20 protein-coding genes are annotated in these 21,227 nt (G+C 63.1%); 14 read left to right on the forward strand and 6 right to left on the reverse strand.

The window, feature by feature from the left end:
* Positions 1–114: 114 nt before the first annotated feature.
* A complete protein-coding gene (locus tag P3C29_RS03635) occupies positions 115–5,955 on the forward strand; it encodes an Hpt domain-containing protein (RefSeq protein WP_275963922.1) in 5,841 nt (1,946 codons plus the stop codon).
* A complete protein-coding gene (locus tag P3C29_RS03640) occupies positions 5,948–6,403 on the forward strand; it encodes a chemotaxis protein CheW (RefSeq protein WP_088425480.1) in 456 nt (151 codons plus the stop codon). Before P3C29_RS03635 ends, P3C29_RS03640 begins: the two co-directional genes overlap by 8 nt.
* Before the next feature lie 31 nt (positions 6,404–6,434).
* Here the strand turns inward: P3C29_RS03640 and P3C29_RS03645 are convergent, their stop codons facing one another.
* Together P3C29_RS03645 and P3C29_RS03650 are read right to left on the reverse strand one after the other, a co-directional pair.
* Positions 6,435–7,022 carry a mobile mystery protein B gene (locus P3C29_RS03645; protein WP_275963923.1) on the reverse strand — a complete coding sequence of 196 codons (588 nt, stop codon included), beginning with the start codon at positions 7,020–7,022 and terminating at the stop codon, positions 6,435–6,437.
* Complete coding sequence (locus P3C29_RS03650; protein ID WP_177086924.1) at positions 7,013–7,477, reverse strand: mobile mystery protein A; 465 nt, start codon at positions 7,475–7,477, stop codon at positions 7,013–7,015. The genes P3C29_RS03645 and P3C29_RS03650 overlap by 10 nt, the downstream gene beginning before the upstream one ends.
* A gap of 674 nt (positions 7,478–8,151) precedes the next feature.
* Here P3C29_RS03650 and P3C29_RS03655 point away from each other — a divergent pair.
* The 10 genes from P3C29_RS03655 to madM all read left to right on the forward strand — a co-directional run bounded on the left by P3C29_RS03655 (position 8,152) and on the right by madM (position 15,953).
* A complete protein-coding gene (locus P3C29_RS03655) occupies positions 8,152–8,475 on the forward strand; it encodes a DUF6124 family protein (RefSeq protein ID WP_275963924.1) in 324 nt (107 codons plus the stop codon).
* Between the two features lie 312 nt (positions 8,476–8,787).
* A complete protein-coding gene (gene mdcA, locus P3C29_RS03660) occupies positions 8,788–10,458 on the forward strand; it encodes a malonate decarboxylase subunit alpha (RefSeq protein ID WP_201125600.1) in 1,671 nt (556 codons plus the stop codon).
* Complete coding sequence (locus P3C29_RS03665) at positions 10,459–11,307, forward strand: triphosphoribosyl-dephospho-CoA synthase (RefSeq protein WP_201125599.1); 849 nt, start codon at positions 10,459–10,461, stop codon at positions 11,305–11,307.
* Positions 11,307–11,606 (forward strand): malonate decarboxylase subunit delta, encoded by a 300-nt coding sequence (locus tag P3C29_RS03670; RefSeq protein WP_201125598.1) that lies wholly within the window; start codon positions 11,307–11,309, stop codon positions 11,604–11,606. Before P3C29_RS03665 ends, P3C29_RS03670 begins: the two co-directional genes overlap by 1 nt.
* Positions 11,599–12,441, forward strand: a complete 843-nt coding sequence (locus tag P3C29_RS03675) for a biotin-independent malonate decarboxylase subunit beta (protein WP_201125597.1) — start codon at positions 11,599–11,601, stop codon at positions 12,439–12,441. The genes P3C29_RS03670 and P3C29_RS03675 overlap by 8 nt, the downstream gene beginning before the upstream one ends.
* On the forward strand, positions 12,438–13,214 hold the full coding sequence (gene mdcE, locus P3C29_RS03680) for a biotin-independent malonate decarboxylase subunit gamma (protein WP_201125596.1): 777 nt from the start codon (positions 12,438–12,440) through the stop codon (positions 13,212–13,214). Before P3C29_RS03675 ends, mdcE begins: the two co-directional genes overlap by 4 nt.
* The gene (locus P3C29_RS03685) at positions 13,208–13,804 is read left to right on the forward strand and encodes a malonate decarboxylase holo-ACP synthase (RefSeq protein WP_201125595.1); all 597 of its coding nucleotides are present in this window, start codon (positions 13,208–13,210) and stop codon (positions 13,802–13,804) included. The genes mdcE and P3C29_RS03685 overlap by 7 nt, the downstream gene beginning before the upstream one ends.
* On the forward strand, positions 13,801–14,706 hold the full coding sequence (gene mdcH / locus P3C29_RS03690; protein ID WP_201125594.1) for a malonate decarboxylase subunit epsilon: 906 nt from the start codon (positions 13,801–13,803) through the stop codon (positions 14,704–14,706). Before P3C29_RS03685 ends, mdcH begins: the two co-directional genes overlap by 4 nt.
* Positions 14,707–14,773: 67 nt before the next feature.
* On the forward strand, positions 14,774–15,187 hold the full coding sequence (gene madL, locus P3C29_RS03695) for a malonate transporter subunit MadL (protein WP_003216818.1): 414 nt from the start codon (positions 14,774–14,776) through the stop codon (positions 15,185–15,187).
* A 1-nt stretch (position 15,188) separates the two neighbouring features.
* Positions 15,189–15,953 (forward strand): malonate transporter subunit MadM, encoded by a 765-nt coding sequence (madM, locus tag P3C29_RS03700; protein WP_003216820.1) that lies wholly within the window; start codon positions 15,189–15,191, stop codon positions 15,951–15,953.
* A 184-nt stretch (positions 15,954–16,137) separates the two neighbouring features.
* Here the strand turns inward: madM and P3C29_RS03705 are convergent, their stop codons facing one another.
* Genes P3C29_RS03705 through P3C29_RS03715 form a run of 3 tightly spaced genes read right to left on the reverse strand, consistent with a single transcriptional unit; the run spans position 16,138 to position 18,198 of the window.
* Positions 16,138–17,052, reverse strand: coding sequence for a LysR substrate-binding domain-containing protein (locus P3C29_RS03705; protein ID WP_275963925.1), 915 nt, complete (start codon positions 17,050–17,052; stop codon positions 16,138–16,140).
* Between the two features lie 37 nt (positions 17,053–17,089).
* Positions 17,090–17,632: a chromate transporter gene (locus P3C29_RS03710; RefSeq protein WP_169386932.1), complete on the reverse strand. Its 543-nt coding sequence runs from the start codon at positions 17,630–17,632 to the stop codon at positions 17,090–17,092.
* A complete protein-coding gene (locus P3C29_RS03715) occupies positions 17,632–18,198 on the reverse strand; it encodes a chromate transporter (protein ID WP_003216826.1) in 567 nt (188 codons plus the stop codon). Before P3C29_RS03715 ends, P3C29_RS03710 begins: the two co-directional genes overlap by 1 nt.
* 163 nt (positions 18,199–18,361) lie before the next feature.
* On the opposite strand from P3C29_RS03715, the gene P3C29_RS03720 reads away from it, so the two are divergent.
* The gene (locus tag P3C29_RS03720; RefSeq protein WP_275963926.1) at positions 18,362–18,979 is read left to right on the forward strand and encodes a hemolysin III family protein; all 618 of its coding nucleotides are present in this window, start codon (positions 18,362–18,364) and stop codon (positions 18,977–18,979) included.
* Here P3C29_RS03720 and P3C29_RS03725 read toward each other — a convergent pair.
* Positions 18,974–19,876: a LysR substrate-binding domain-containing protein gene (locus tag P3C29_RS03725; RefSeq protein ID WP_275963927.1), complete on the reverse strand. Its 903-nt coding sequence runs from the start codon at positions 19,874–19,876 to the stop codon at positions 18,974–18,976. The genes P3C29_RS03720 and P3C29_RS03725 overlap by 6 nt on opposite strands.
* Before the next feature lie 108 nt (positions 19,877–19,984).
* Between P3C29_RS03725 and P3C29_RS03730 the strand changes: the two genes are divergently transcribed.
* Positions 19,985–21,226, forward strand: a complete 1,242-nt coding sequence (locus P3C29_RS03730) for a D-amino acid dehydrogenase (protein ID WP_275963928.1) — start codon at positions 19,985–19,987, stop codon at positions 21,224–21,226.
* The last annotated feature ends 1 nt before the right edge of the window (position 21,227 follow it).

A 21,227-nucleotide genomic window follows, 5' to 3' on the forward strand; every position in this document is an offset into this window, starting at 1 on the left:
AGCCCAACGCGGGGCAAGCCCGCTCACCACAACAAGCCCGCTCTCACATTTGACCTCCATTGATTCTGGAATCGGTGGTCACACAGCAACTCATGAATTCAGACGGGAGCGGTTATGGTTGATCGGCACGACTACGTGGCCCTCGAATGGGTCAAGGGCGAAATTGCCGAAACCCTGAAACAGGCCCGTTCGGCGCTGGACGCCTATGTGGAAGACGGCAGCAGCGAGGCCATCGGCCAGTGCCTGGAATGCATCCATCAGGTCCATGGCAGCCTGCTGATGGTCGAGTTCTACGGCGCGGCGCTGTTCGCTGAAGAAATGGAACAACTGGCCCTTGCCCTGCAAGGCGCGCGCGTCAGCCAGCGCGATGAAGGCATTCGCCTGTTGCAACAGGGCCTCGGCCAATTGCCGCTGTACCTCGACCGCGTGCACAGCGCCCGGCGCGATTTGCCCTTGGTGGTACTGCCGCTGCTCAACGACCTGCGCAGCGTGCGCGGCGAAAGCCTGCTCTCGGAAACCAGCCTGTTCAGCCCGCAACTGTTGGTGATCCCGCCACTGCCCGAGGAAGCGCTGGCCCAGCGCACGCCGGAGGATTTCCCCGGGTTGCTGCGCCAGTGGCGGCAGATGCTGCAACAGGCGCTGGTCGGCTTGTTGCGCGAAGACCACGGCCCCAGCAACCTGGAAGACATGGCGCGGGTATTCGCCCGCCTCGAAGCCCTGTGCCATGGTGCGCCGCTGTTACCGTTGTGGCAGGTGACCTCGGCGCTGGTGGAAGGCATGCTCATTGGCGTGGTCGCCAACAGCCCGGCGTTGCGCAGTTTGCTCAAAGCCTGCGACAAGGAACTCAAGCGCCTGCTGATCCAGGGCATCAACGGGATCAACACCCCGGCCCCGGATGAGTTGCTCAAGAGCCTGTTGTTCTACGTCGCCAAAGTCACCCGACCGACTCCACGGATGCAAAGTTTGAAAGAACGTTATGGCCTCGATGAAGCCCTGCCCGACAGCGCCGTGGTGGATGCCGAACGCGCCCGCCTGGCCGGTCCGGACCGCGACGCCATGGGCTCGGTGCTCGGCGCGCTGTGCGAGGAACTGGTGCGGGTCAAGGAACGCCTGGACCTGTTCGTGCGCAGCGACCGTCAACACGCCTCGGACCTTGAGGTCTTGCTGGCGCCCTTGCGGCAGATCGCCGACACCCTGGCCGTACTGGGTTTCGGCCAGCCGCGCAAAGTGATCATCGACCAACTGGCGGTGGTGCTCGGCCTGGCCCAGGGGCAGCGCGAGCCCAACGATGCGGTGCTGATGGACGTCGCCGGTGCATTGCTCTACGTCGAAGCCACGCTGGCCGGGATGGTCGGCACTGTCGAGCCGGAGCGCCGTGAAGAGAGTCGCCTGCCCACCACCGACCTGACGCAGATCCACCACCTGGTGATCCGCGAATCCTGCCAGTGCCTGACCCAGGCCAAAGAGCTGGTGATCGACTGCATCGAGGCCCACTGGGACCGCCAGCGCCTGGAGTCGCTGCCCGAGTTGTTGACCCAGGTACGCGGCGCGCTGGCGATGATTCCGCTGCCCCGCGCGGCGAGCCTGATGCGTGGCTGCAATGATTACGTCAACGAGCAGTTGATGGTCAGTGATGCCGCGCCTTCCGAGGCGCAGCTTGAGCATTTTGCCGATGTGCTCACCAGCCTCGAGTACTACCTGGAACGCATGCTCCAGGACCATGACGCCCCGGGCGAACGTGTGCTGGAAGTCGCCGCCGAAGGCCTCGCAGCGCTCGGCTATTTGCCGGCCGAAAAACCCTGGCGCCAGGCACTGCTCGCTCAGGACGACTCGCCTTCGGAGCAAACCCCGTTTCTCGCGGATGCGCTGGCCAGCCCCACCTCGCGCCTCAACCCGCCGGCTCTCCAGCGTCCCGGCAGCCTGCTGCCGCCGCCTGCCGGCGAAGAAGCCATCGACGATGAATTGCGGGAAGTCTTCCTCGAAGAAACCGCCGAAGTCCTCGACGTGCTGCACCGCTACGTACCTGCCGGCACCGCGAGCCTTGAAGACAAGGCCACCCTGACCGAAATGCGCCGCGCCTTCCACACTTTGAAGGGTAGCGGCCGCATGGTCCGTGCCTTGGTGTTGGCGGAGCTGGCCTGGGCGGTGGAAAACCTGCTCAATCGCGTGCTGGAACGCAGCGTCGCGCCGGGCCCGGATGTGCAAGCAGTGCTGGATGACGTGGTGGAATTGCTGCCTGAGCTGATCACCGATTTCGCCGCCGATGCCCAGCGCCAGCGCGATGACGTAGACGAGTTGGCAGCACGGGCGCATGCCTTGGCCAGCGGTGTCGAACCGTCGGCCACAGACCCGGCCACCCTGGACCCGCAACTGCTGGAAATCTTCCGCAACGAAGCCCAGAGTCACCTCGACAGCCTCAACCATTTCCTGCAACAGGCCACCGAGCACCTGCCGCTGCAAGTCAGCGATGAACTGCAACGCGCGCTGCACACCCTCAAGGGCAGCGCCTACATGGCCGGCGTGTTGCCCATTGCCGAGCTGGCGCGCCCGCTCGACCACCTGACCCGCGAATACAAGGCCCACCGCCTGCCGCTGGACCTGGATGAAATCGAATTGCTGCTGGAGGCCGAGGCGCTGTTCCAGCGCGGTGTGCGCCAGCTGGACAGCGATCCACATGCGCCCATCACTGGTGCGGCAGGCTTGATCGAACGCACGCAGAACCTGCTGAACAGCCAGCTTGAAGCCTTGCTGAATGCGTCCAACACCGGCCTGCGGATCAAGCGCGACCCGCAGTTGATCAATAACTTCCTGGCCCAGGGCATGGACATCCTGCTGGACGCCGAAAGCCTGCTGCGCCGCTGGCAACAGCACCCCGGCGAGCGCCAGGAACTGAGTGCGCTGCTGGACGAATTGACCACCCTCGGCGAAGGCGCGCACCTGGCCGACCTGCACCCGATGGACGAACTGTGCGAAGCCCTGCTCGACCTCTACGGCGCGGTGGAAGAAAGCAGCCTGGCGGTCAGCGAGCGCTTCTTCCACGAGGCCGAACAGGCCCACGAAGCCCTGATCAACATGCTCGACCAACTGGCCGCCGGCCAGGAAATCAGCCCGGCCCCCGCACGGGTGCGAGCCCTGCGCGAGTTGCTGGATGAAGGCCTCGACCCGTCCGCCACCGGCCTGATCAAAAGCGATGGCAGCCGCGCCCTGAGCATCTCCGAACTCGGCGCCGCCACGGCGAAGCTGGACCAGGGCTTTGCGGTGGATGACGAGATCGTCGAGATCTTCCTTGAGGAAGCGGTGGACATCCTCGACAGCGCCGGCCAGTCCCTCAAACGCTGGCTGCTGGACCCGGATAACGCCGCGCCGCTCTCATCCTTGCAACGGGATTTGCACACCCTCAAGGGTGGCGCACGCATGGCCGAGATCGGCGCGGTGGGCGACCTGGCACTCGAGTTGGAAAACCTTTACGAAGGCCTGGTAGACCGTCGCTACAGCTATTCCGGCGAGCTGGGGAACGTATTGATGGCCAGTCATGAGCGACTGGCGCTGCTGCTTGAACAGCTGCAACACCAGCAACCGCTGAGCGACTCCAGCGACCTGATCAGCCACTTGCGTGAGTTGCGCCAAAGTACCGGGCAAGCGGCGCCCGTAGCGGCAGCCGAAGTCGAGACGCCGGGCACTGATCCCGAGTTGCTGGATATCTTCCTCGAAGAAGCCGCCGACATCCTCGACAGCTCCGGTGCCGCGCTGTTGCGCTGGCAGGCCGAGCCGAAAAGTCGCCAGGAAGTCGAGACCCTGCTTCGCGACCTGCACACCCTCAAGGGTGGCGCGCGCATGGTCGAGATCGGTCCGATTGGCGACCTGGCCCATGAGCTGGAGTTTCTCTACGAAGGCTTGTCGGCAGGTTTGCTGGCGCCCTCGGCGGAGCTGTTTGCGTTGCTGCAAGGTTGCCACGACCGTCTGGCGCAGATGATCGATGCGGTGGCGGCCGGGCTGCCGGTGGGCTCGGTGGACTTGCTGATCGAGCGGATCAAAAGCCTGGTGCATCCGGCTGAAGTGACCGCCGCACCGGTGGCGTTGGCGGCGACCAAAACCGAAGCGGCGCCGGCCAGTGATCCGGCCGCCGACATGGTGAAAATATCCGCCGACTTGCTGGACGATCTGGTCAACCTGGCCGGTGAAACCTCGATCTTCCGTGGGCGCATCGAGCAACAGGTCAACGATGCGAGCATCGCCCTGCATGAAGTGGAAACCACCATCGAGCGCATGCGCGATCAACTGCGCCGGCTCGACACCGAAACCCAGGGCCGCATCCTCAGCCGCCAGCAGGCTGAGGCCGAACGCCTGGGCTACGAGGAATTCGACCCACTGGAAATGGACCGCCATTCCCAGCTGCAACAACTGTCCCGGGCCTTGTTCGAATCGGCCTCCGACCTGCTCGACCTCAAGGAAACCCTCGACCGTCGCAACCAGGACGCCCACAACCTGCTGCAGCAACAGGCACGCATCAACACCGAGTTGCAGGAAGGCCTGATGCGCACGCGCATGGTGCCCTTCGAACGCATGCTGCCGCGCCTTAAACGCATCGTGCGGCAAGTGGCGGGCGAGCTGGGCAAGGACGTGGAATTTATCGTCGGCAACGCCGAAGGCGAGATGGATCGCAACGTGCTGGAGCGCATGGTGGCGCCGCTGGAGCACATGCTGCGCAACGCTGTCGACCATGGCCTGGAGTCCCGCGATGCGCGTCTGCTGGCGGGCAAACCGGAAAAAGGTCGTATCACCCTGGACCTGACCCACGAAGGCGGCGACATCGTTTTCGACATGCGCGACGACGGCGCCGGCGTGCCGCTGGAAGCCGTACGGCGCAAGGCGATCAAGCGCGGCTTGCTCGACCCCAACCTGGAAATCAGCGACCGCGACGTGTTGCAGTTCATCCTGCAACCGGGGTTTTCCACTGCCGAAAAAATCACCCAGATTTCCGGGCGTGGCGTCGGCATGGACGTGGTGCATGAAGAAGTGCGCCAGCTGGGCGGTTCGATGGTCATCGATTCGACGCCGGGGGAGGGCGTGCACTTTCGCATTCGCCTGCCGTTCACCGTGTCGGTCAACCAGGCGTTGATGGTGCAATGTGCGGACGATCAATACGCGATCCCGCTGAACACCATCGAAGGCCTGGTGCGGGTCATGCCCCACGAGCTGGAAGGGCACTATCAGCAGGATCCGCCGCGTTACGAATATGCCGGCCAACGCTACGAACTGTTCTACCTCGGCGACCTGCTGCACACCGTCGGCCGCCCGAACCTGCTGGGCCAGTACCAGCCGCTGCCGGTGCTGCTGGTGCAGTGCAACGAGCGGCGCGTGGCGGTGCAAGTGGATGCCATGGCCGGCACCCGCGAGATCGTGGTCAAGGGCCTGGGGCCGCAATTTGCCGGGGTGAAGGGCTTGTCGGGCGCAACCATCCTGGGCGATGGCCGCGTGGTACTGATCATCGACCTGCTGGCGCATATCCGCGCACGGCCACCGGTCTTGCCGGCCCAGGTGGCCGACGCACCGTTGATCCTCAACGACCCCCTGAAAAAGCGCCCGCTGCTGGTGCTGGTGGTAGACGACTCGGTCACCGTGCGCAAAGTCACCAGCCGCCTGCTGGAGCGCAACGGCATGAACGTACTCACCGCCAAGGACGGCATCGACGCCATGGCCGTGCTGGAAGAACACACCCCGGACCTGATGCTGCTCGACATCGAAATGCCGCGCATGGACGGCTTCGAAGTGGCCATCCAGGTACGCGACGACCCACGGCTGATGCGCATGCCCATCATCATGATCACCTCGCGCACCGGGCAAAAACACCGCGACCGCGCCATGGCGATAGGCGTCAACGACTACCTCGGCAAGCCTTATCAAGAGTCGGTGCTGCTGGAAAGCATCGCTTACTGGAGCAAGTCCCGTGCTTGATCACCGCGCTACCCAACTCACCGGCTTGCTGCTGCCATTGGCTGACCGTCACCTGCTATTGCCCAACGTCGCCGTGGCCGAACTGATCGACTTCCAGCGCGGCGAACCGGCCAGCGACGCGCCGCCGTGGTACCTGCGGCAAGTCACCTGGCGGGATCGGCAGTTGCCGCTGATCAGCTTTGAGGCCGCGTGTGGCGAGTCGGGCGTGGTGGGCGAACGGGCACGGATTGTGGTGCTGAACACCCTTGGAGGACGGCCGACGTTGAAGTTTATTGCGTTGGTGATCCAGGGGATTCCGCGTTCGTACAAGCTCGATAGCCAGTTGAGTTATGTGGACGTGCCGTTGTGCCCGCTGGAACTGGCGGCGGTGCAGGTGGGGGAACACGTGGCGAAGGTGCCGGATTTGATGGGCTTGGAGGCGTTGCTGGTGGAGGCGGGGTTGGCCTGAGCTACCCATTTCCATAAGCAATAACATACGCTCAACTACGCACGAAAGCCTGAAGGGGGCCGTAGTCATTTATGTCGGCGGCACGCAGTGCATGGATATATAACGTGCGTACTTCACTGGCTGCTATCAGGTTCGCGCTTCCCCAGGAGAACGGAGCGAGCCCTTGCTGCCTCAGGAGGCAGTCGGCCATAAGGCGCGAGTGTCGTCCGTTTCCATTGGGGAACGGGTGCAACGACACGAGTTGGTGGTGGAAGCGCACAGCCACCTCTTCGGCAGGGAACACGTCGTGCTCCAGCCAGTAGGTCGTGTTATCGAGTAACTGGCGCAGGTTGACTGAGATTTTCGTCCAGTCGCAGCCAATATTTTTGTCGGACGTGCGAAACGTCCCGGCCCAGATCCAGGTATCGCTGAACATTTTGATGTGAAGTTGACGGCAGAAGTGTTCGTCCAGGACGGCCAACTTTTTTTGCCGCCCAAGCCAGCGCATGGCCTTGATGATGTTTGCCGCTTCCCATTCATCAAGTTCACCTTGAGTACCGATGTGCTTTGGCTTCAGGCCTGCGGCTTCATCAAGGTCTAACGGTGTTTGCCCAGGTTTGAGTTCAAGCTCTATCGCCATAGTCGAGCCCACGATCCGGAGAGCAGTTCTTTGCGTCGATCGTCCACCTGGCTTTCGATGAACGTATCTGAAGGCCGCTGATCTTCAAGGCTCATTGTGTGGGTGACACCCATAATCTCTTGTCTGGCCAGCCACTCGGCGCGGGCTTCAACCGTCTGGTGCAGTGGTTTTCGCGGCACCAGGGCGTAGACGAGCTCGCAGTCCAAACCCGCCGCCAGCTTGCGTAATTGCGCGAGTGTGATCCGATCTTCGGCTTCGGCCCGTTCCGACTGTTGCAAGGTTGCGAAGGCTACGCCAACCAAGGCTGCTTGAGCCCTTAACGATCGGCCCAGTGCTTCCCTGATGGAGCGTAGCCAGCCTCCCGGCGGCGTGGGCTTGCCTCGCAGGGCTTCAAAGGGTTCGAGGGCCCGCTCCACTTGGGTCAGGCGCAATTTAGAGAGATCGGATGAGGCCATGAGATGCCACCTTTTTTAGCCTGGAAGTATTCGTATCTATCCTATTGTATGCCATTAAGCATACGTTTAAATATTTATTGATCGTATTTGAGCATACACAATTATCTAATATGTATGCTCAAATACGATCAATAACAGATATCTAGTATGGTTATAGGCAATCGGTATGGATGATTTCCTGTGCTCCTTGTAGTGAGCGAGGTAAGTCCGCTCACTAAAACTGCTTTGCCGCTTGGTCGTTGGCGCTTTGCATTCGGCCGCTTTCAGCGGTTATTTAATTTGGATATGAAGGCTAGATGGGGCGGTTCCGAGCAACAACCCGAAAAGCTCGTAGGAACAATCGGCGCGTGTTTGCCTTCGGATTTTTCCTGCAACCTCTCGCGCTGTGCATGAACTTGTTGTGCCCTGCGATCGCGCCTAGTCTTCGTCCGTCATCGCAAAAAACGGTGACACGGACGTGCAAGTCCGACGAAACTGTTTAGGCGTACAAACGCCCAGCCATCCAACGGGCGTTTTTTGTGCTCGCTGCTTTATGGCGGCTGCGCGCAGGAGGTCTTCGGACCTGCTGGGTGTCCTAAACAGGCCCGGTCTTGCACACCTGCGCACGGTCGCCACCCTCATTCGCGTGCAAGCGAACGGTGGCGCTCCTTACTCATCTGTTTAGGAGTTTCATCATGTTCAAACCTACCCCCAATCCGCCGCACAACACTGAAATCGAACACCGCAAACTCCAGGCCGCTGCCGAGGGTGCAATGGATCATTACTTTCCGAATTCCGCTTCATCTTCACTCTTCACCGTCACTCCCTCCCAATCCACCGAAGCCCTGCTGGCCAACGCTTCTGAAACCTTTGCCTCACTCAACGCGTTGACCTCCAACCTGGCCTTCGAATTGGAAGGCTCCCAGCGCGGCGTGGTGCTGGCCATTCAACAAATGAGTGAACTGGGGCAGTTGCTGGTTGATCAGGCGTTGGAGCAGGTAAGCCCAGCGGCTATGTGACGAAGCGGGATCAGTCCCAAAAAGGAACTGATCGTTCCCATTTTGGGACTCATGTGTCCATTCTTAAGAACACAGCCGATCAAAATGCGGGAGCTGGCTTGCCTGCGATGCGGGCGACTCAGTGAGTTAGGCTCACCGCAGCGATGCCATCGCAGGCAAGCCAGCTCCCACATTTGATCTCTGTTGGTCCCAATCCAGTGTTTGCTGGCGAACCATTACTCCAGTCGTAACGATCCACCGCCCAGCTTGATTGATGCCCCCCCAATACCCTCCTAAGGTACAGCCCACGACAGCACATCCCGTGGAGCGACCATGACAACAACAACTTCCCCCGACTCGCGCTGGACGCGGCGGCGCGACGAGAAGCAGCGTCGGCTGGCGTTAGTGCGATCTTTCGCCGACGGCGCCGTGCTCCCCAGCGACCGTATCGTCGAAGCCCTGGAAGCCCTGATCCTCCCCGGCGACCGTGTGGTGCTGGAAGGCAACAACCAGAAGCAGGCGGATTTCCTCTCCCGCTCCCTGGCCAAGGCCGATCCCGCCAAGCTTCACGATCTGCATATGATCATGCCCAGCGTCGGGCGCTCCGAGCACCTGGACCTGTTTGAAAAGGGCATCGCCCGCAAGCTGGATTTTTCCTTCGCCGGCACTCAGTCCCTGCGCATCAGCCAGTTGCTGGAAGACGGCCTGCTGGAAATCGGCGCGATTCACACCTACATCGAACTCTACGCGCGGCTGGTGGTGGACCTGATTCCCAACGTGGTGCTCTCCGCCGGTTTCATGGCCGACCGCGCCGGTAATATCTACACCGGCCCCAGCACTGAAGACACGCCCGCGCTGATTGAGCCGGCGGCCTTCAGCGATGGCATTGTTATCGTCCAGGTCAACCAACTGGTGGATGACGTCACCGACCTCCCGCGCGTCGACATTCCCGCGAGCTGGGTCGACTTCGTGGTGGTCGCCGACAAGCCTTTCTACATCGAACCGCTGTTCACCCGCGACCCACGGCATATCAAGCCGGTGCATGTGTTGATGGCGATGATGGCGATCCGTGGCATCTATGAAAAACACAACGTCCAGTCCCTGAACCACGGCATCGGTTTCAACACCGCCGCCATCGAATTGATCCTGCCGACCTACGGCGAATCCCTGGGTTTGAAGGGCAAGATCTGCCGCAACTGGACCCTCAACCCCCACCCAACCCTGATCCCGGCCATCGAAAGCGGCTGGGTCGAAAGCGTGCATTGCTTCGGCACCGAACTGGGCATGGAAAACTACATCGCCGCCCGGCCGGATGTGTTCTTTACCGGCCGCGATGGCTCGCTGCGTTCCAACCGGATGTTCTGCCAACTGGCTGGCCAATACGCGGTGGACTTGTTTATCGGCGCCACTCTGCAAGTCGACGGCGACGGGCATTCCTCCACGGTCACGCGTGGCCGCCTTGCCGGTTTTGGCGGGGCGCCCAACATGGGCCACGACCCGCGCGGTCGCCGCCATGGCACCCCCGCGTGGCTCGACATGCGCCACGACGATGCCCCGGAAGCCTTGCTCGAACGCGGCAAGAAGCTGGTGGTGCAAATGGTCGAGACCTTCCAGGAAGGCGGCAAACCGACCTTCGTCGAAACCCTCGACGCGGTAGAAGTCGCACGCAAAAGCGGCATGCCCCTGGCGCCGATCATGATCTACGGCGACGACGTCACTCATCTGCTCACTGAAGAAGGCATCGCTTACCTGTACAAGGCCCGTTCCCTGGAAGAGCGCCAGGCGATGATCGCCGCCGTCGCCGGGGTGACCGCCATCGGCATGCGCCACAACCCCAAGGACACCGCGCGCATGCGCCGCGAAGGCCTGATCGCACTGCCCGAAGACCTCGGCATCCGCCGCACCGACGCCACCCGTGAGCTGCTGGCCGCCAAGAGCGTGGCCGATCTGGTGGCGTGGTCCGGTGGTTTGTACAACCCGCCCGCCAAGTTCAGGAGCTGGTAAATGCACGCACTCAAACTGCACGACCTGACACTGGCCGAACGCCTGGCCGACATGGCCGTCGACGCCTTGATTGATGAAGCCGACCTGTCGCCAAAACCGGCGCTGGTGGACCGACGCGGCAACGGCGCCCATACCGATTTGCACCTCGGCTTGATGCACGCCTCGGCACTGTCGTTGTGGCCGGCGTTCAAGGAAATGGCCGAAGCGGCTATTGAGTTTGGCGACGTCGGTTTGCCTTTGCGTGAAGCCCTTGGGCGGATCGGTCGCGAAGGCGAAGAGGCGATGCTCGTCACCACCAGCGGCGTAAACACCCATCGCGGCGCGATCTGGGCACTTGGCTTATTAGTGGCCGCCGCCGCCCTGCAACCCGAGTCCACCACCCCCGGCGCAGTGGCTTTGCGCGCGGCCCGCCTGGCGCTGCTCAACGATCGCTACGCGCCGCAACCCCTGAGCCACGGCGCCCAAGTCGCACAACGTTATGGCGCTCGCGGTGCCCGTGAAGAAGCGCAACTGGGCTTCCCCTCGGTGCTGCAACGCGGCCTGCCACAGCTGAAAAAAAGCCGCCTGCACCAACACGGCGAACAGAACGCACGCCTCGACGCCTTGCTGGCGATCATGACCGACCTGGCCGACACCTGTGTGCTTTATCGCGCCGGCCCCGAAGGCTTGCAGGCCATGCAGCAAGGTGCCCAAGCGGTGCTGGACGCCGGTGGCAGCGCAAGCCTCGCCGGCCGCCGCCAACTGCACGAGCTGGACCAGCAACTGCTGACGCTGAATGCGTCCCCCGGTGGCGCCGCCGACCTGTTGGCCGCCTGCCTGTTTATCGACCGCCTCGACGGAGCGCTGTGATGGAAACCTTATCCTTTGAATTCCCCGCCGGGCAGCCCGCCAAGAGCCGTGCGCTGGTGGGTTGCGTCGGCTCCGGCGACCTGGAAGTGCTGCTGGAACCGGGCACTGCCGGCACCCTGACGATTCAGGTGCAGACCTCGGTCAATGGTGCGCAACTGCGTTGGCAGCACCTGTTTGAACGGATCTTCCAGGAGCAGACACCGCCCGCATTGAACATCGATATCCACGACTTCGGCGCCACCCCCGGCGTGGTGCGTTTGCGCCTGGAGCAAGGCTTCGAGGAGATCGGTCATGACTGACTTGCTCAACACACACAGCTTCGTCGAGCTCGGCGCCCGGCAGCGGGCCAAGGCCTTGCTCGATGCGGGTAGCTATCGCGAATTGATCGACCCGTTCCAGCGCGTCATGTCGCCGTGGCTGAGCCGTCAGGGCGTGGTGCCTCAGGCGGATGACGGCGTGGTGATCGCCAAGGGCAGCATCGCCGGTTTGCCGGTGGTCATCGCCGCCATCGAAGGCAATTTCCAGGGCGGCAGCCTCGGTGAAGTCGGCGGCGCAAAGATGGCCGGCGCGCTGGAGTTGGCCGCTGAAGACAACCGCAAGGGCATCCCGACCCGCGCCATCCTGCTGCTGGAAACCGGCGGCGTGCGCTTGCAGGAGGCCAACCTGGGCCTGGCCGCGATTGCCGATATCCACGCGGCGATCGTCGACCTGCGCCAGTACCTGCCGGTGATCGGTGTGGTGGCGGGCAGCGTCGGTTGTTTTGGCGGCATGTCCATCGCGGCCGGCCTGTGCAGTTACCTGCTGGTGACCCGTGAGGCGCGCCTTGGCCTGAACGGCCCGCAGGTGATCGAACAGGAAGCCGGGCTTGAGGAATATGACTCCCGCGACCGGCCCTTCATCTGGAGCCTGACCGGTGGCGAGCAACGCTTTAACAGCGGCTTGGCCGACCGTTATGTGGCCGACGATGTGGCGCAGATTCAGCAGCAAGTCGCCGAACTGCTGCACCAAGGCTTGCCGGAAAAGCAGCGCAGCCGTCAGGTCGAACACTATCTGGAACGCCTGGCCGCACTGAACGCCGAACCGCAAATCGACCCGGCGACGGTTCGCGATCTGTATCAGGGAGAACGCTCATGAGAGGTTTGCAGTGGTTCAACGCATTGAGCGGCGATGCAACGCCGGTGGGCGGTTTGCCGAACTCGCTGAAGGTCGCCGACGGTGTGCTCGGTGATCAGCCGGTGCGCTTTATCGCGGTGGTCACCGACCCACAAAATCGCTTCCCTCGCGCTCGCAACGGTGAAGTCGGTTTGCTCGAAGGCTGGGGCTTGGCCAAGGCGGTGGACGAAGCGATCAACACCGGCGACAAGCGTCCGCTGATTGCGATCGTCGATGTGCCGAGCCAGGCTTATGGCCGTCGCGAAGAAGCCCTTGGCATTCACCAGGCTCTGGCCGCCGCCGCCGACAGCTATGCCCGCGCCCGCTTGGCCGGTCACCCGGTGATCGCGCTGCTGGTCGGCAAGGCGATGTCCGGCGCCTTCCTCGCCCATGGTTACCAGGCCAATCGCCTGATTGCCCTGCGCGACCCCGGCGTGATGGTGCATGCCATGGGCAAGGCCTCGGCCGCGCGGGTGACCCTGCGCAGTGTTGAAGAGCTGGAAGCCCTGGCCGCCAGCGTGCCGCCGATGGCCTATGACATCGACAGCTATGCCAGCCTCGGTTTGCTGTGGGAGACCTTGTCGGTCAGCCAGATTGAGCAGCCCACTCCTGAAGATGTCGCGCGAGTCAGCGATTGCCTGGTGCACGCGATCAAGGATGTGCAGGCGGGCGGCCGTGACCTGAGCGGTCGCCTGGGCGCCACCAATCGCGCCGCCTCCAGCCACGTGCGCCAACTGCTGCGGGAGCAATGGTGAACGCTCACGATTTGCTCTGGGGCATGACCCCGGCGCATGCGCCCGCCGATGCGCCGGCCTGGGTGCTGGAAGCGTTGGCCGCCGGGCATCCGGTGGTGGTGCGCCGTGCGATTGCGCCGCCGGGTCAGGTGGCGGTGGGGGTGCGCGGGCGTTTGCGCGAGCAGCGGTTCGCCGCCGTGATGCCGATGGCAGCCGTGCAAAGATGCGTTGTGCCTGAAGACCTGCGCGGTGTGATTTCGCCACGGGATTTACCGGCGTTGCAGGCCCTCGCTCAGTTGCGCCCGGTGCTGGCGCAGGAAAACTGGGGCGTCACCGGCAGTGCCGGTTTCGAACTGGCCAGCGGCATCGAAGCGCTGCACGCCAAGAGTGATCTGGATTTGATTTTGCGCACGCCCGAGCCGCTTGATCGCGGCGATGCAGAGGACCTGCTGGCGATACTGGACACCGCGGTGTGCGCCGTGGACCTGCAACTGCAAACGCCTTTTGGCGCGGTCGCCTTGCGTGAGTGGGCCGGCAGCTCACGTCGCGTACTGCTGAAAAATGCCAGCGGCGCGCAGTTGGTGATCGACCCTTGGCAGGCCGTGGCATGAGCAGCCTCCTGGCGTTCCCGGGGCAGGGCGCCCAGCGTCCCGGCATGCTCCAGCAACTGCCGCGCGCGGTGCTGGAAGAAGCCAGTGCAGCCTTGAACGAGGACGTTCTGACGCTTGATTCTGCCCAAGCGCTGGCCTCGACCCGCGCCGTGCAGCTGTGCTTGCTGATTGCCGGCGTGGCCAGTGCACGCTGGCTTGAACACACCCCCGATTACGTCGCCGGCCTGTCCATCGGCGCCTATCCGGCCGCCGTGATTGCCGGCTCCCTGGACTTTGCCGATGCGCTGAAACTCGTCAGCCTGCGCGGCGAATTGATGCAGCAGGCGTATCCCCACGGCTACGGCATGACCGCCCTCATCGGCCCGGACCTGTCCACCGTCGAAGCCTTGCTCGCCCAGGTCCACAGCCCGCAAACGCCTGTGTACCTGGCCAATATCAACGCTGATAACCAGACGGTCATCGCCGGCAGCGACGAAGCAATGAACGCAGTCGCCCATCTGGTTCGCGGCAACGGCGTCGCCAAACGCCTCGCCGTCAGCGTGCCGTCCCATTGCGCACTGCTGGAAAAACCCGCCGAGGCGCTGGCTCAAGCCTTCGCTGAAGTGACATTGAAACCGCCGGCCATCACTTACCTGAGCAGCACCCGCGCCCGGCCGATCCACAACACCGAACACCTGCGCGACGACCTGGCCTTCAACATGTGCCGCATCGTCGACTGGCGCGGCACCGTGCAAAGCGCCTATGAGCGTGGCGTGCGCCTGCACATCGAGCTGCCTCCCGGCGTCGTGCTCACGGGCCTCGCGCGCCGGGTGTTCGAGCAAGGCACCGTCATCGCCTTCGAAGGCGCCCGCCTGGACACCTTGCAGGCCTTGCTGCGAGAGGAGGGCCGCCGCCACCGATAAAGCACCACCCAAGGCTTTCGAAGCACAAAAACAACAATTTCGATGAAGCACTTTGAGGACAACCATCATGATTATTTACGGTGTGGCGTTGCTGGCGATCTGCATGTTGGCCGGCGTGATTCTGGGCGACATGCTCGGCGTGCTGCTGGGGGTCAAATCCAACGTGGGCGGGGTGGGGATCGCGATGATCCTGCTGATCTGCGCGCGGTTGTGGATGCACAAGCACGGCGGCATGACCAAGGAATGCGAGATGGGCGTCGGCTTCTGGGGTGCCATGTACATCCCGGTGGTGGTGGCGATGGCGGCGCAACAAAACGTAGTGACCGCACTGCACGGCGGCCCGGTGGCGGTGCTGGCGGCGATTGGTTCGGTGGTGGTGTGTGGTTGCACGATTGCCTTGATCAGCCGTACGCACAAAGGCGAACCGCTGCCCGATGAAGAGCCGTTGATCGCGGCTGCACCTGTCGCGGGAGGTCGCTGATATGTGGGAACTCATCGAGAAAGGCCTGGCCAATAACGGCTTGGTGACTGCCTTTGCGTTTGTCGGCGTGGTGATGTGGATTTCGGTGGTGCTGTCCAAGCGCCTGACGTTCGGACGCATCCACGGCTCGGCCATCGCGATTGTGATCGGGCTGGTGCTGGCCTGGGTGGGCGGCACGCTGACCGGCGGGCAGAAAGGCCTGGCGGACGTGGCGTTGTTTTCCGGGATCGGGTTGATGGGCGGCGCCATGCTGCGGGACTTTGCCATCGTGGCCACGGCGTTTGAAGTGCAGGCCACCGAGGCGCGCAAGGCCGGGTTGATTGGTGCGATTGCCTTGCTGCTGGGCACGGTGTTGCCGTTTATTGTGGGCGCGAGCATCGCCTGGGCGTTTGGTTATCGCGATGCGATCAGCATGACCACCATCGGTGCGGGCGCGGTGACTTACATCGTCGGGCCGGTGACCGGGGCGGCATTGGGTGCAAGCTCGGATGTGGTGGCGCTGTCCATTGCCACCGGCTTGATCAAGGCGATCCTGGTGATGGTCGGTACGCCCATGGCGGCCCGCTGGATGGGCCTGGACAACCCGCGCTCGGCCATGGTGTTCGGTGGCCTGGCCGGTACCGTGAGCGGCGTGACGGCAGGCCTGGCCGCAACGGATCGTCGGCTGGTGCCGTATGGCGCGTTGACCGCCACCTTCCACACCGGGCTTGGCTGCCTGCTGGGGCCGTCGGTGCTCTACTTCATCGTGCGCGGGATTGTCGGCTAGAGAGATGGCCAGGGGCTTTTCGGTGTTGAGCGGGCCTCTGTGGTGATCGGGCTTCTGTGGTGAGGGGCTTCTGTGGTGAGCGGGCTTGCCCCGCGCTGGGCTGCGAAGCGGCCCCAAAAACCTGCCCGCTCACCACAGAAACCCACTCATACAGGTTTTGCATCAGTCAGAGAGTGTTGTGGTCTCAAGCCTGCCGATTGGCATACATCCGGCACTCTGCCAACAGCGCGAGCAAGTTCGGGTCGCGCTCCTTGGCTTTCAGAAACACCACGCCAATGTGCTGCTGCAAGCGGTAGCGCGCTTGCAGGGGAATCAGCTTTACCCGGTTCTCGTACACCGCCGCGATCCGCCCCGGCAGCAGCGCATACCCCACGCCCGAGCTGACCATGCTCAGCAGGGTGAAGATGTCGTTGACCTGCATCGCCACCTTTGGCTCGAACCCTGCCTGCTTGAACACGCGGTTGCCGTCCTGGTGAGTGGCGAAGCCTTGGGTGAGGGTGATGAAGGTAGCGTCGCGTACATCCGCCAGGTCGATTTCCTGCTCGCGGTCGAAGGGGGAGTCGGCCGGGGTGGCGAGGAAGATGTCGTCGGAAAACAGCGCGATCTGTTCGCAGTCCGGGTCGTTGGCGTGCTCGTCGAGGGAGATCAGGATCGCATCGACTTCCATGTTCTTCAGCTTGTACAGCAAGTCGAAATTGGAGCCGAGGATCAGGTCGATGTTGAGTTCGCTGCGGCGAATCTTCAGCCCCATGATCAACTGCGGCACGGTCTTCACCGTCAACGAATACAGCGAACCCAGCTTGAAGCGCTCGGCGGAGAAACCGGCGGCCTCGCGGGTCACCCGCACGCTGTCGACCACATCCTGCACCAGCTTCTGCGCGCGTTCTTCCAGCACGTAGGCACTTTCCAGCGGCGTGAGGTTGCGCCCTTCGTGCTTGAACAGCGGGCAGCGCAGGGCGTTTTCCAGGGAGTGGATCGCCCGGTGCACGCTGACGTTGCTGGTCTGCAATTCAGCCGCCGCCCGCGCCAGGTTGCCGGTGCGCATGAACGCCAGGAAGATTTCCAGCTTCTTGAGGGTGAATTCTTCGTCGATCAGCATGGCCGTGACTCTTGTTCGAATGCCGTCGATTGTGCCCCTAAAACCAGTTCACTCCCAGCCATGCACTGCACAGGCCCAGGACCACGCCGAGGATGATCAGCCAGATCGCATTGAGCCGCGTGTAATACACCACGCCGGCGCTGGCCAGGGTCAGCACCAGGCTGGTGGCGTTGTTTTCCAGGCTGTTCATCAGGATGTAGCTGGCGGCCAGGATCAGCCCGATGGAGATCGGCAACAGGCTGCCTTTGACCCGCTGCACCCACGGGGTGTTGGTGTGTTTTTCCAGCCAGCCGGCGCCGAAATAGGTCAGTACCGAGCAGGGCACCAGTTTGGCGGTCAGCGCCACCAGTGCGCCCGGCAATCCGGCGGCTTGCTGGCCGATAAATACCAGGAACATGCCATTGGGCCCCGGCAAGGCCTGGGACAGGGCGAAGAACGCGACGAACTGGGCGTCGGTGATCCAGTTCATGTCGGTGACGGTGTAGCGATGGATATCGCTCAGGGCCACGGTGTTGCCGCCAATCGCCATCAGCGACCACAGCGCGCATTGGATCATCAGGTGAAACAGCACGCTCTGCATCAGCCGGCCACCTTCTGTTTGCCCATGAAGCTCAAGGCCAACGAACTGGGAATGCAGATCAGCAAGACCATCCACAACGGCAGCACCAGCACCGCCATCAACACAAACGTCAGGACAAACGCGCTGTAGTTGGCGAGCGTGCGCGGCATGGCCTTGAGCAGGCGCAAGGTGGTGCCGAGCATCAGCCCGGTGGCGATCGGCATCACTGCGCCGAAGATCTGCTGCACCACGTCATGGCTCCACCATTTGGCATAGGCGAAGCCCGCCAGCACGGTGATCAGCGAGGGGAACAGATACAACCCGACCACGGTCACAACCGCACCCGGCAAGCCGTGCAGGCGCCGGCCGTAGATGATGCCGACGTTGGCAATGTTCGGTCCGGGGAAGAATTGGCCGGTGGTCAGCAGCTCGTTGAAACCTTGCTCACTGACCCACTGCCGGCGGTCGACCATCATCTGCCGCGCCCAGGGCATTACGCCGCCGAAGCCAAACAGGCCGACCATGGCGAAGTTGTAAAACAACTGCCACAGACTGGGATGAGGCTGGGCAGGTTCGAGGTCAGGCATGGGGATTACCGATGGGTTCGGGAGCGGGGTGCTTTTATGCGGGATGAAGCGAATCATCTATCGGCGTGTGCATTTGGGCAAATGAAGAAAGGTTGTTACCTGATATTGGCCGGGTGACGTCAGAATGGGCTAGGTGATAACGGTTATTCGAGGTGAGTGACACATGTATCACGGGGAACGATTCAACGCCTGGAGCCACTTGCTCGGGGCGATTGCGGCTTTTGTGGGCGCGGTATGGATGTTGGTGGTGGCCGGTATGGACGGCAGCCCCTGGAAGATTGTCAGCGTGGCGATCTACGGTTTCACGTTGTTGGTGCTGTACAGCGCGTCGACCGTGTACCACAGCGTGCGCGGACGCAAGAAAGCGATCATGCAGAAGGTGGATCACTTTTCGATCTACCTGCTGATCGCCGGCAGCTACACACCGTTTTGCCTGGTGACGCTGCGCGGGCCGTGGGGCTGGACGCTGTTCGGGATTGTGTGGGGGCTGGCGGTGATCGGCATCCTGCAAGAGATCAAGCCGCGCTCCGAGGCGCGGATCCTGTCGATTGTGATCTATGCCGTGATGGGCTGGATCGTGCTGGTGGCGGTCAAGCCGCTGATCGCGGCGCTCGGGCCCACGGGGTTTGCCTGGCTGGCCTCGGGCGGGGTGCTGTACACCGTGGGTATTATTTTCTTTGCCCTCGAGGACCGCCTGCGGCACTCCCACGGTATCTGGCATTTGTTCGTGATCGGGGGCAGCCTGCTGCATTTTGTGGCGATCATGGGGTATGTGTTATAGCCGGTCCAGTTGCTCCTGGGCGCGGCTGCCGAAGATCTCCAGCAGGCTCGCCAGCATATGTGGCGGCGGTTCGTCGGTGCGGGTCAAGGCGTACAGCGTGATGGGCAGCGGCGGTGCCAGCGGGCGAATGCAGGTGGTCGCCGGTGATGCGCCGAGGGCGGTGAACGGGTCGATGACAGCCAGCCCGGCGCCCGACTCGACCATGGCTCTGGCCAGTGAATAGGTCTGCACCGCGATGCTGACCCGGGGCGGCGGATCCACCGCCTCCAGGTAGCTGTCCAGCTTGGCCGACAACGGGTCGGCGCTGGACAAGCCAATCAACGGCGCGCCCGCCAGCGCCATCAGCGGCAGCGGTTTGCCCAATTCGTTTTCCTTCCAGTAACCCAGTGGCGCCAGCGCCACCAAGACGCCGTGGGCCAACGCCTGGGCGCTCAGCCCCGGGTGATCGGGCGGTTGCAGGGTCAATGCCACGTCGACTTCGCGCATCAGCAGGTTTTGCACCAGCTCGCGGCTGTGGGCGCTGGACAGCTCGTAGGCGATGTCCGGGTAGCGTTGGGTCCATTCGCGGATGGCCGGCGGCAGCAATGACAAGGCCAGCGCTGGTGTCGCGCCGATACGCAGGCTTTGGCCCGGCTCGCGGCGCAGGTTCTGTGCCAGGCGCCGCACGCCTTGCAGGCTCTCGGTCACTTTGTCGACCTCCCGCTCCAGCGCCAACGCTTCCGGCGTCGGTTGCAGCTTGCCGCGGATGCGCAGGAACAGCGGGAAGCCCAGCTGCAACTCGGCGTGTTGCAGCACCTTGCTCACCGCCGGCTGCGAGACGTGCAGCAACTGGGCGGCGGCGCTGATGGAGCCGGTCTGGCGGATGGCCTGGAAGATTTCGATATGACGCAAGCGCATGGGCAGTCCATAACCTTTGTTTATGGGTGACCCATCTTTATTCATTGTCCCGCCGCTGTCACCTGCCCCTAACCTTCAACCCGGACAACACAGGGTTAAGGAACGGACATGGCTCAGCAGGTTTGCATCATCGGCGGTGGGGTTATCGGCCTGGCGAGTGCCTATGCGCTGGTGCGTGCCGGTATGCAAGTGACGGTGGTCGAGGCCCGGGAAACCCTGGGCAGCGAGACCAGTTTCGCCAACGGCGGGCAGTTGTCCTATCGCTATGTCGCGCCCCTGGCCGATAAAGGCGTGCCGCTGCAAGCTATCGGCTGGATGCTGCGCGGTGACTCGCCGCTGAAGCTGCGCCCGCGCATGGACCCGGCGCAGTGGCGCTGGATGGCTTCATTCCTGGGCGCCTGCCGGGGCTCGGTGAACCAGCGCAATGCGGCCCATCTGCTGCGCCTGGCGTCCCTGAGCCAGAACACCCTGCAACGCTGGCGTGAAGAAGACCAACTGGGCGACTTCCACTGGCGGCGCAACGGCAAGCTGGTGACCTTTCGCACCCTCGACAGCTATGAGCGCGCACTGAATAAAGTGACCGACCCTTTGCAGCAGCAAGTGCTCTCGGCGGCGGACTGCGAGCGGCTGGAACCGACCCTGGACGGCGGCCGTTTCTTTGGCGGCATCTACACGCCCAACGAAGAGGTAGGCGACTGTCATGCCTTCTGCCAACAACTGGCGGCGCGCCTTGAAGCGTCGGGGCGCTGCACATTTCTGCTGGGACGCAAGGTGACACGAATCCATCATCACGCAGGCCGTGTGCATTCGATTGAAATGGGCGACGAGGCGCTGTCTGTCGAGCACCTGGTACTGGCCGCCGGGCACCGCAGCCCCGAGCTGGCCTTGCCCGGCATGTCATTGCCGCTCTATCCCCTCAAGGGCTACAGCCTGAGCGTGCCGATTGGCGCGCAGCATCAGGCGCCGAATATCAGCATCACCGACTACGACCGCAAGATCGTCTACGCGCGCATCGGTGAACAACTGCGGGTGGCGGCGATGGTGGATATCGTCGGCTTCGACGCCCGGCTTGAACCCAAGCGCCTGGCGCTGATTAAACGCCAGGCCCTTGAGACTTTCCCGCTGGCCGGTGACTACCCGCATGCGGTCGAATGGGCCGGCATGCGCCCGGCCACACCTACCGGCGTGCCGCTGATTGGTGCCAGCGCCTGCAGCAACCTGTGGCTTAACCTTGGCCACGGAGCCCTCGGGTTTACCCTGGCCTGCGGCAGCGGGCAGGTGCTGGCCGAGCTGATCGGCCAGCACACGACTTCCATTGATATGCAGGGCTTCGCGCCCCGTGCCGCTTGAG

Origin of the sequence: Pseudomonas sp. 1912-s, assembly GCF_029269205.1 — a bacterium.
Classification (GTDB): Bacteria; Pseudomonadota; Gammaproteobacteria; order Pseudomonadales; family Pseudomonadaceae; genus Aquipseudomonas.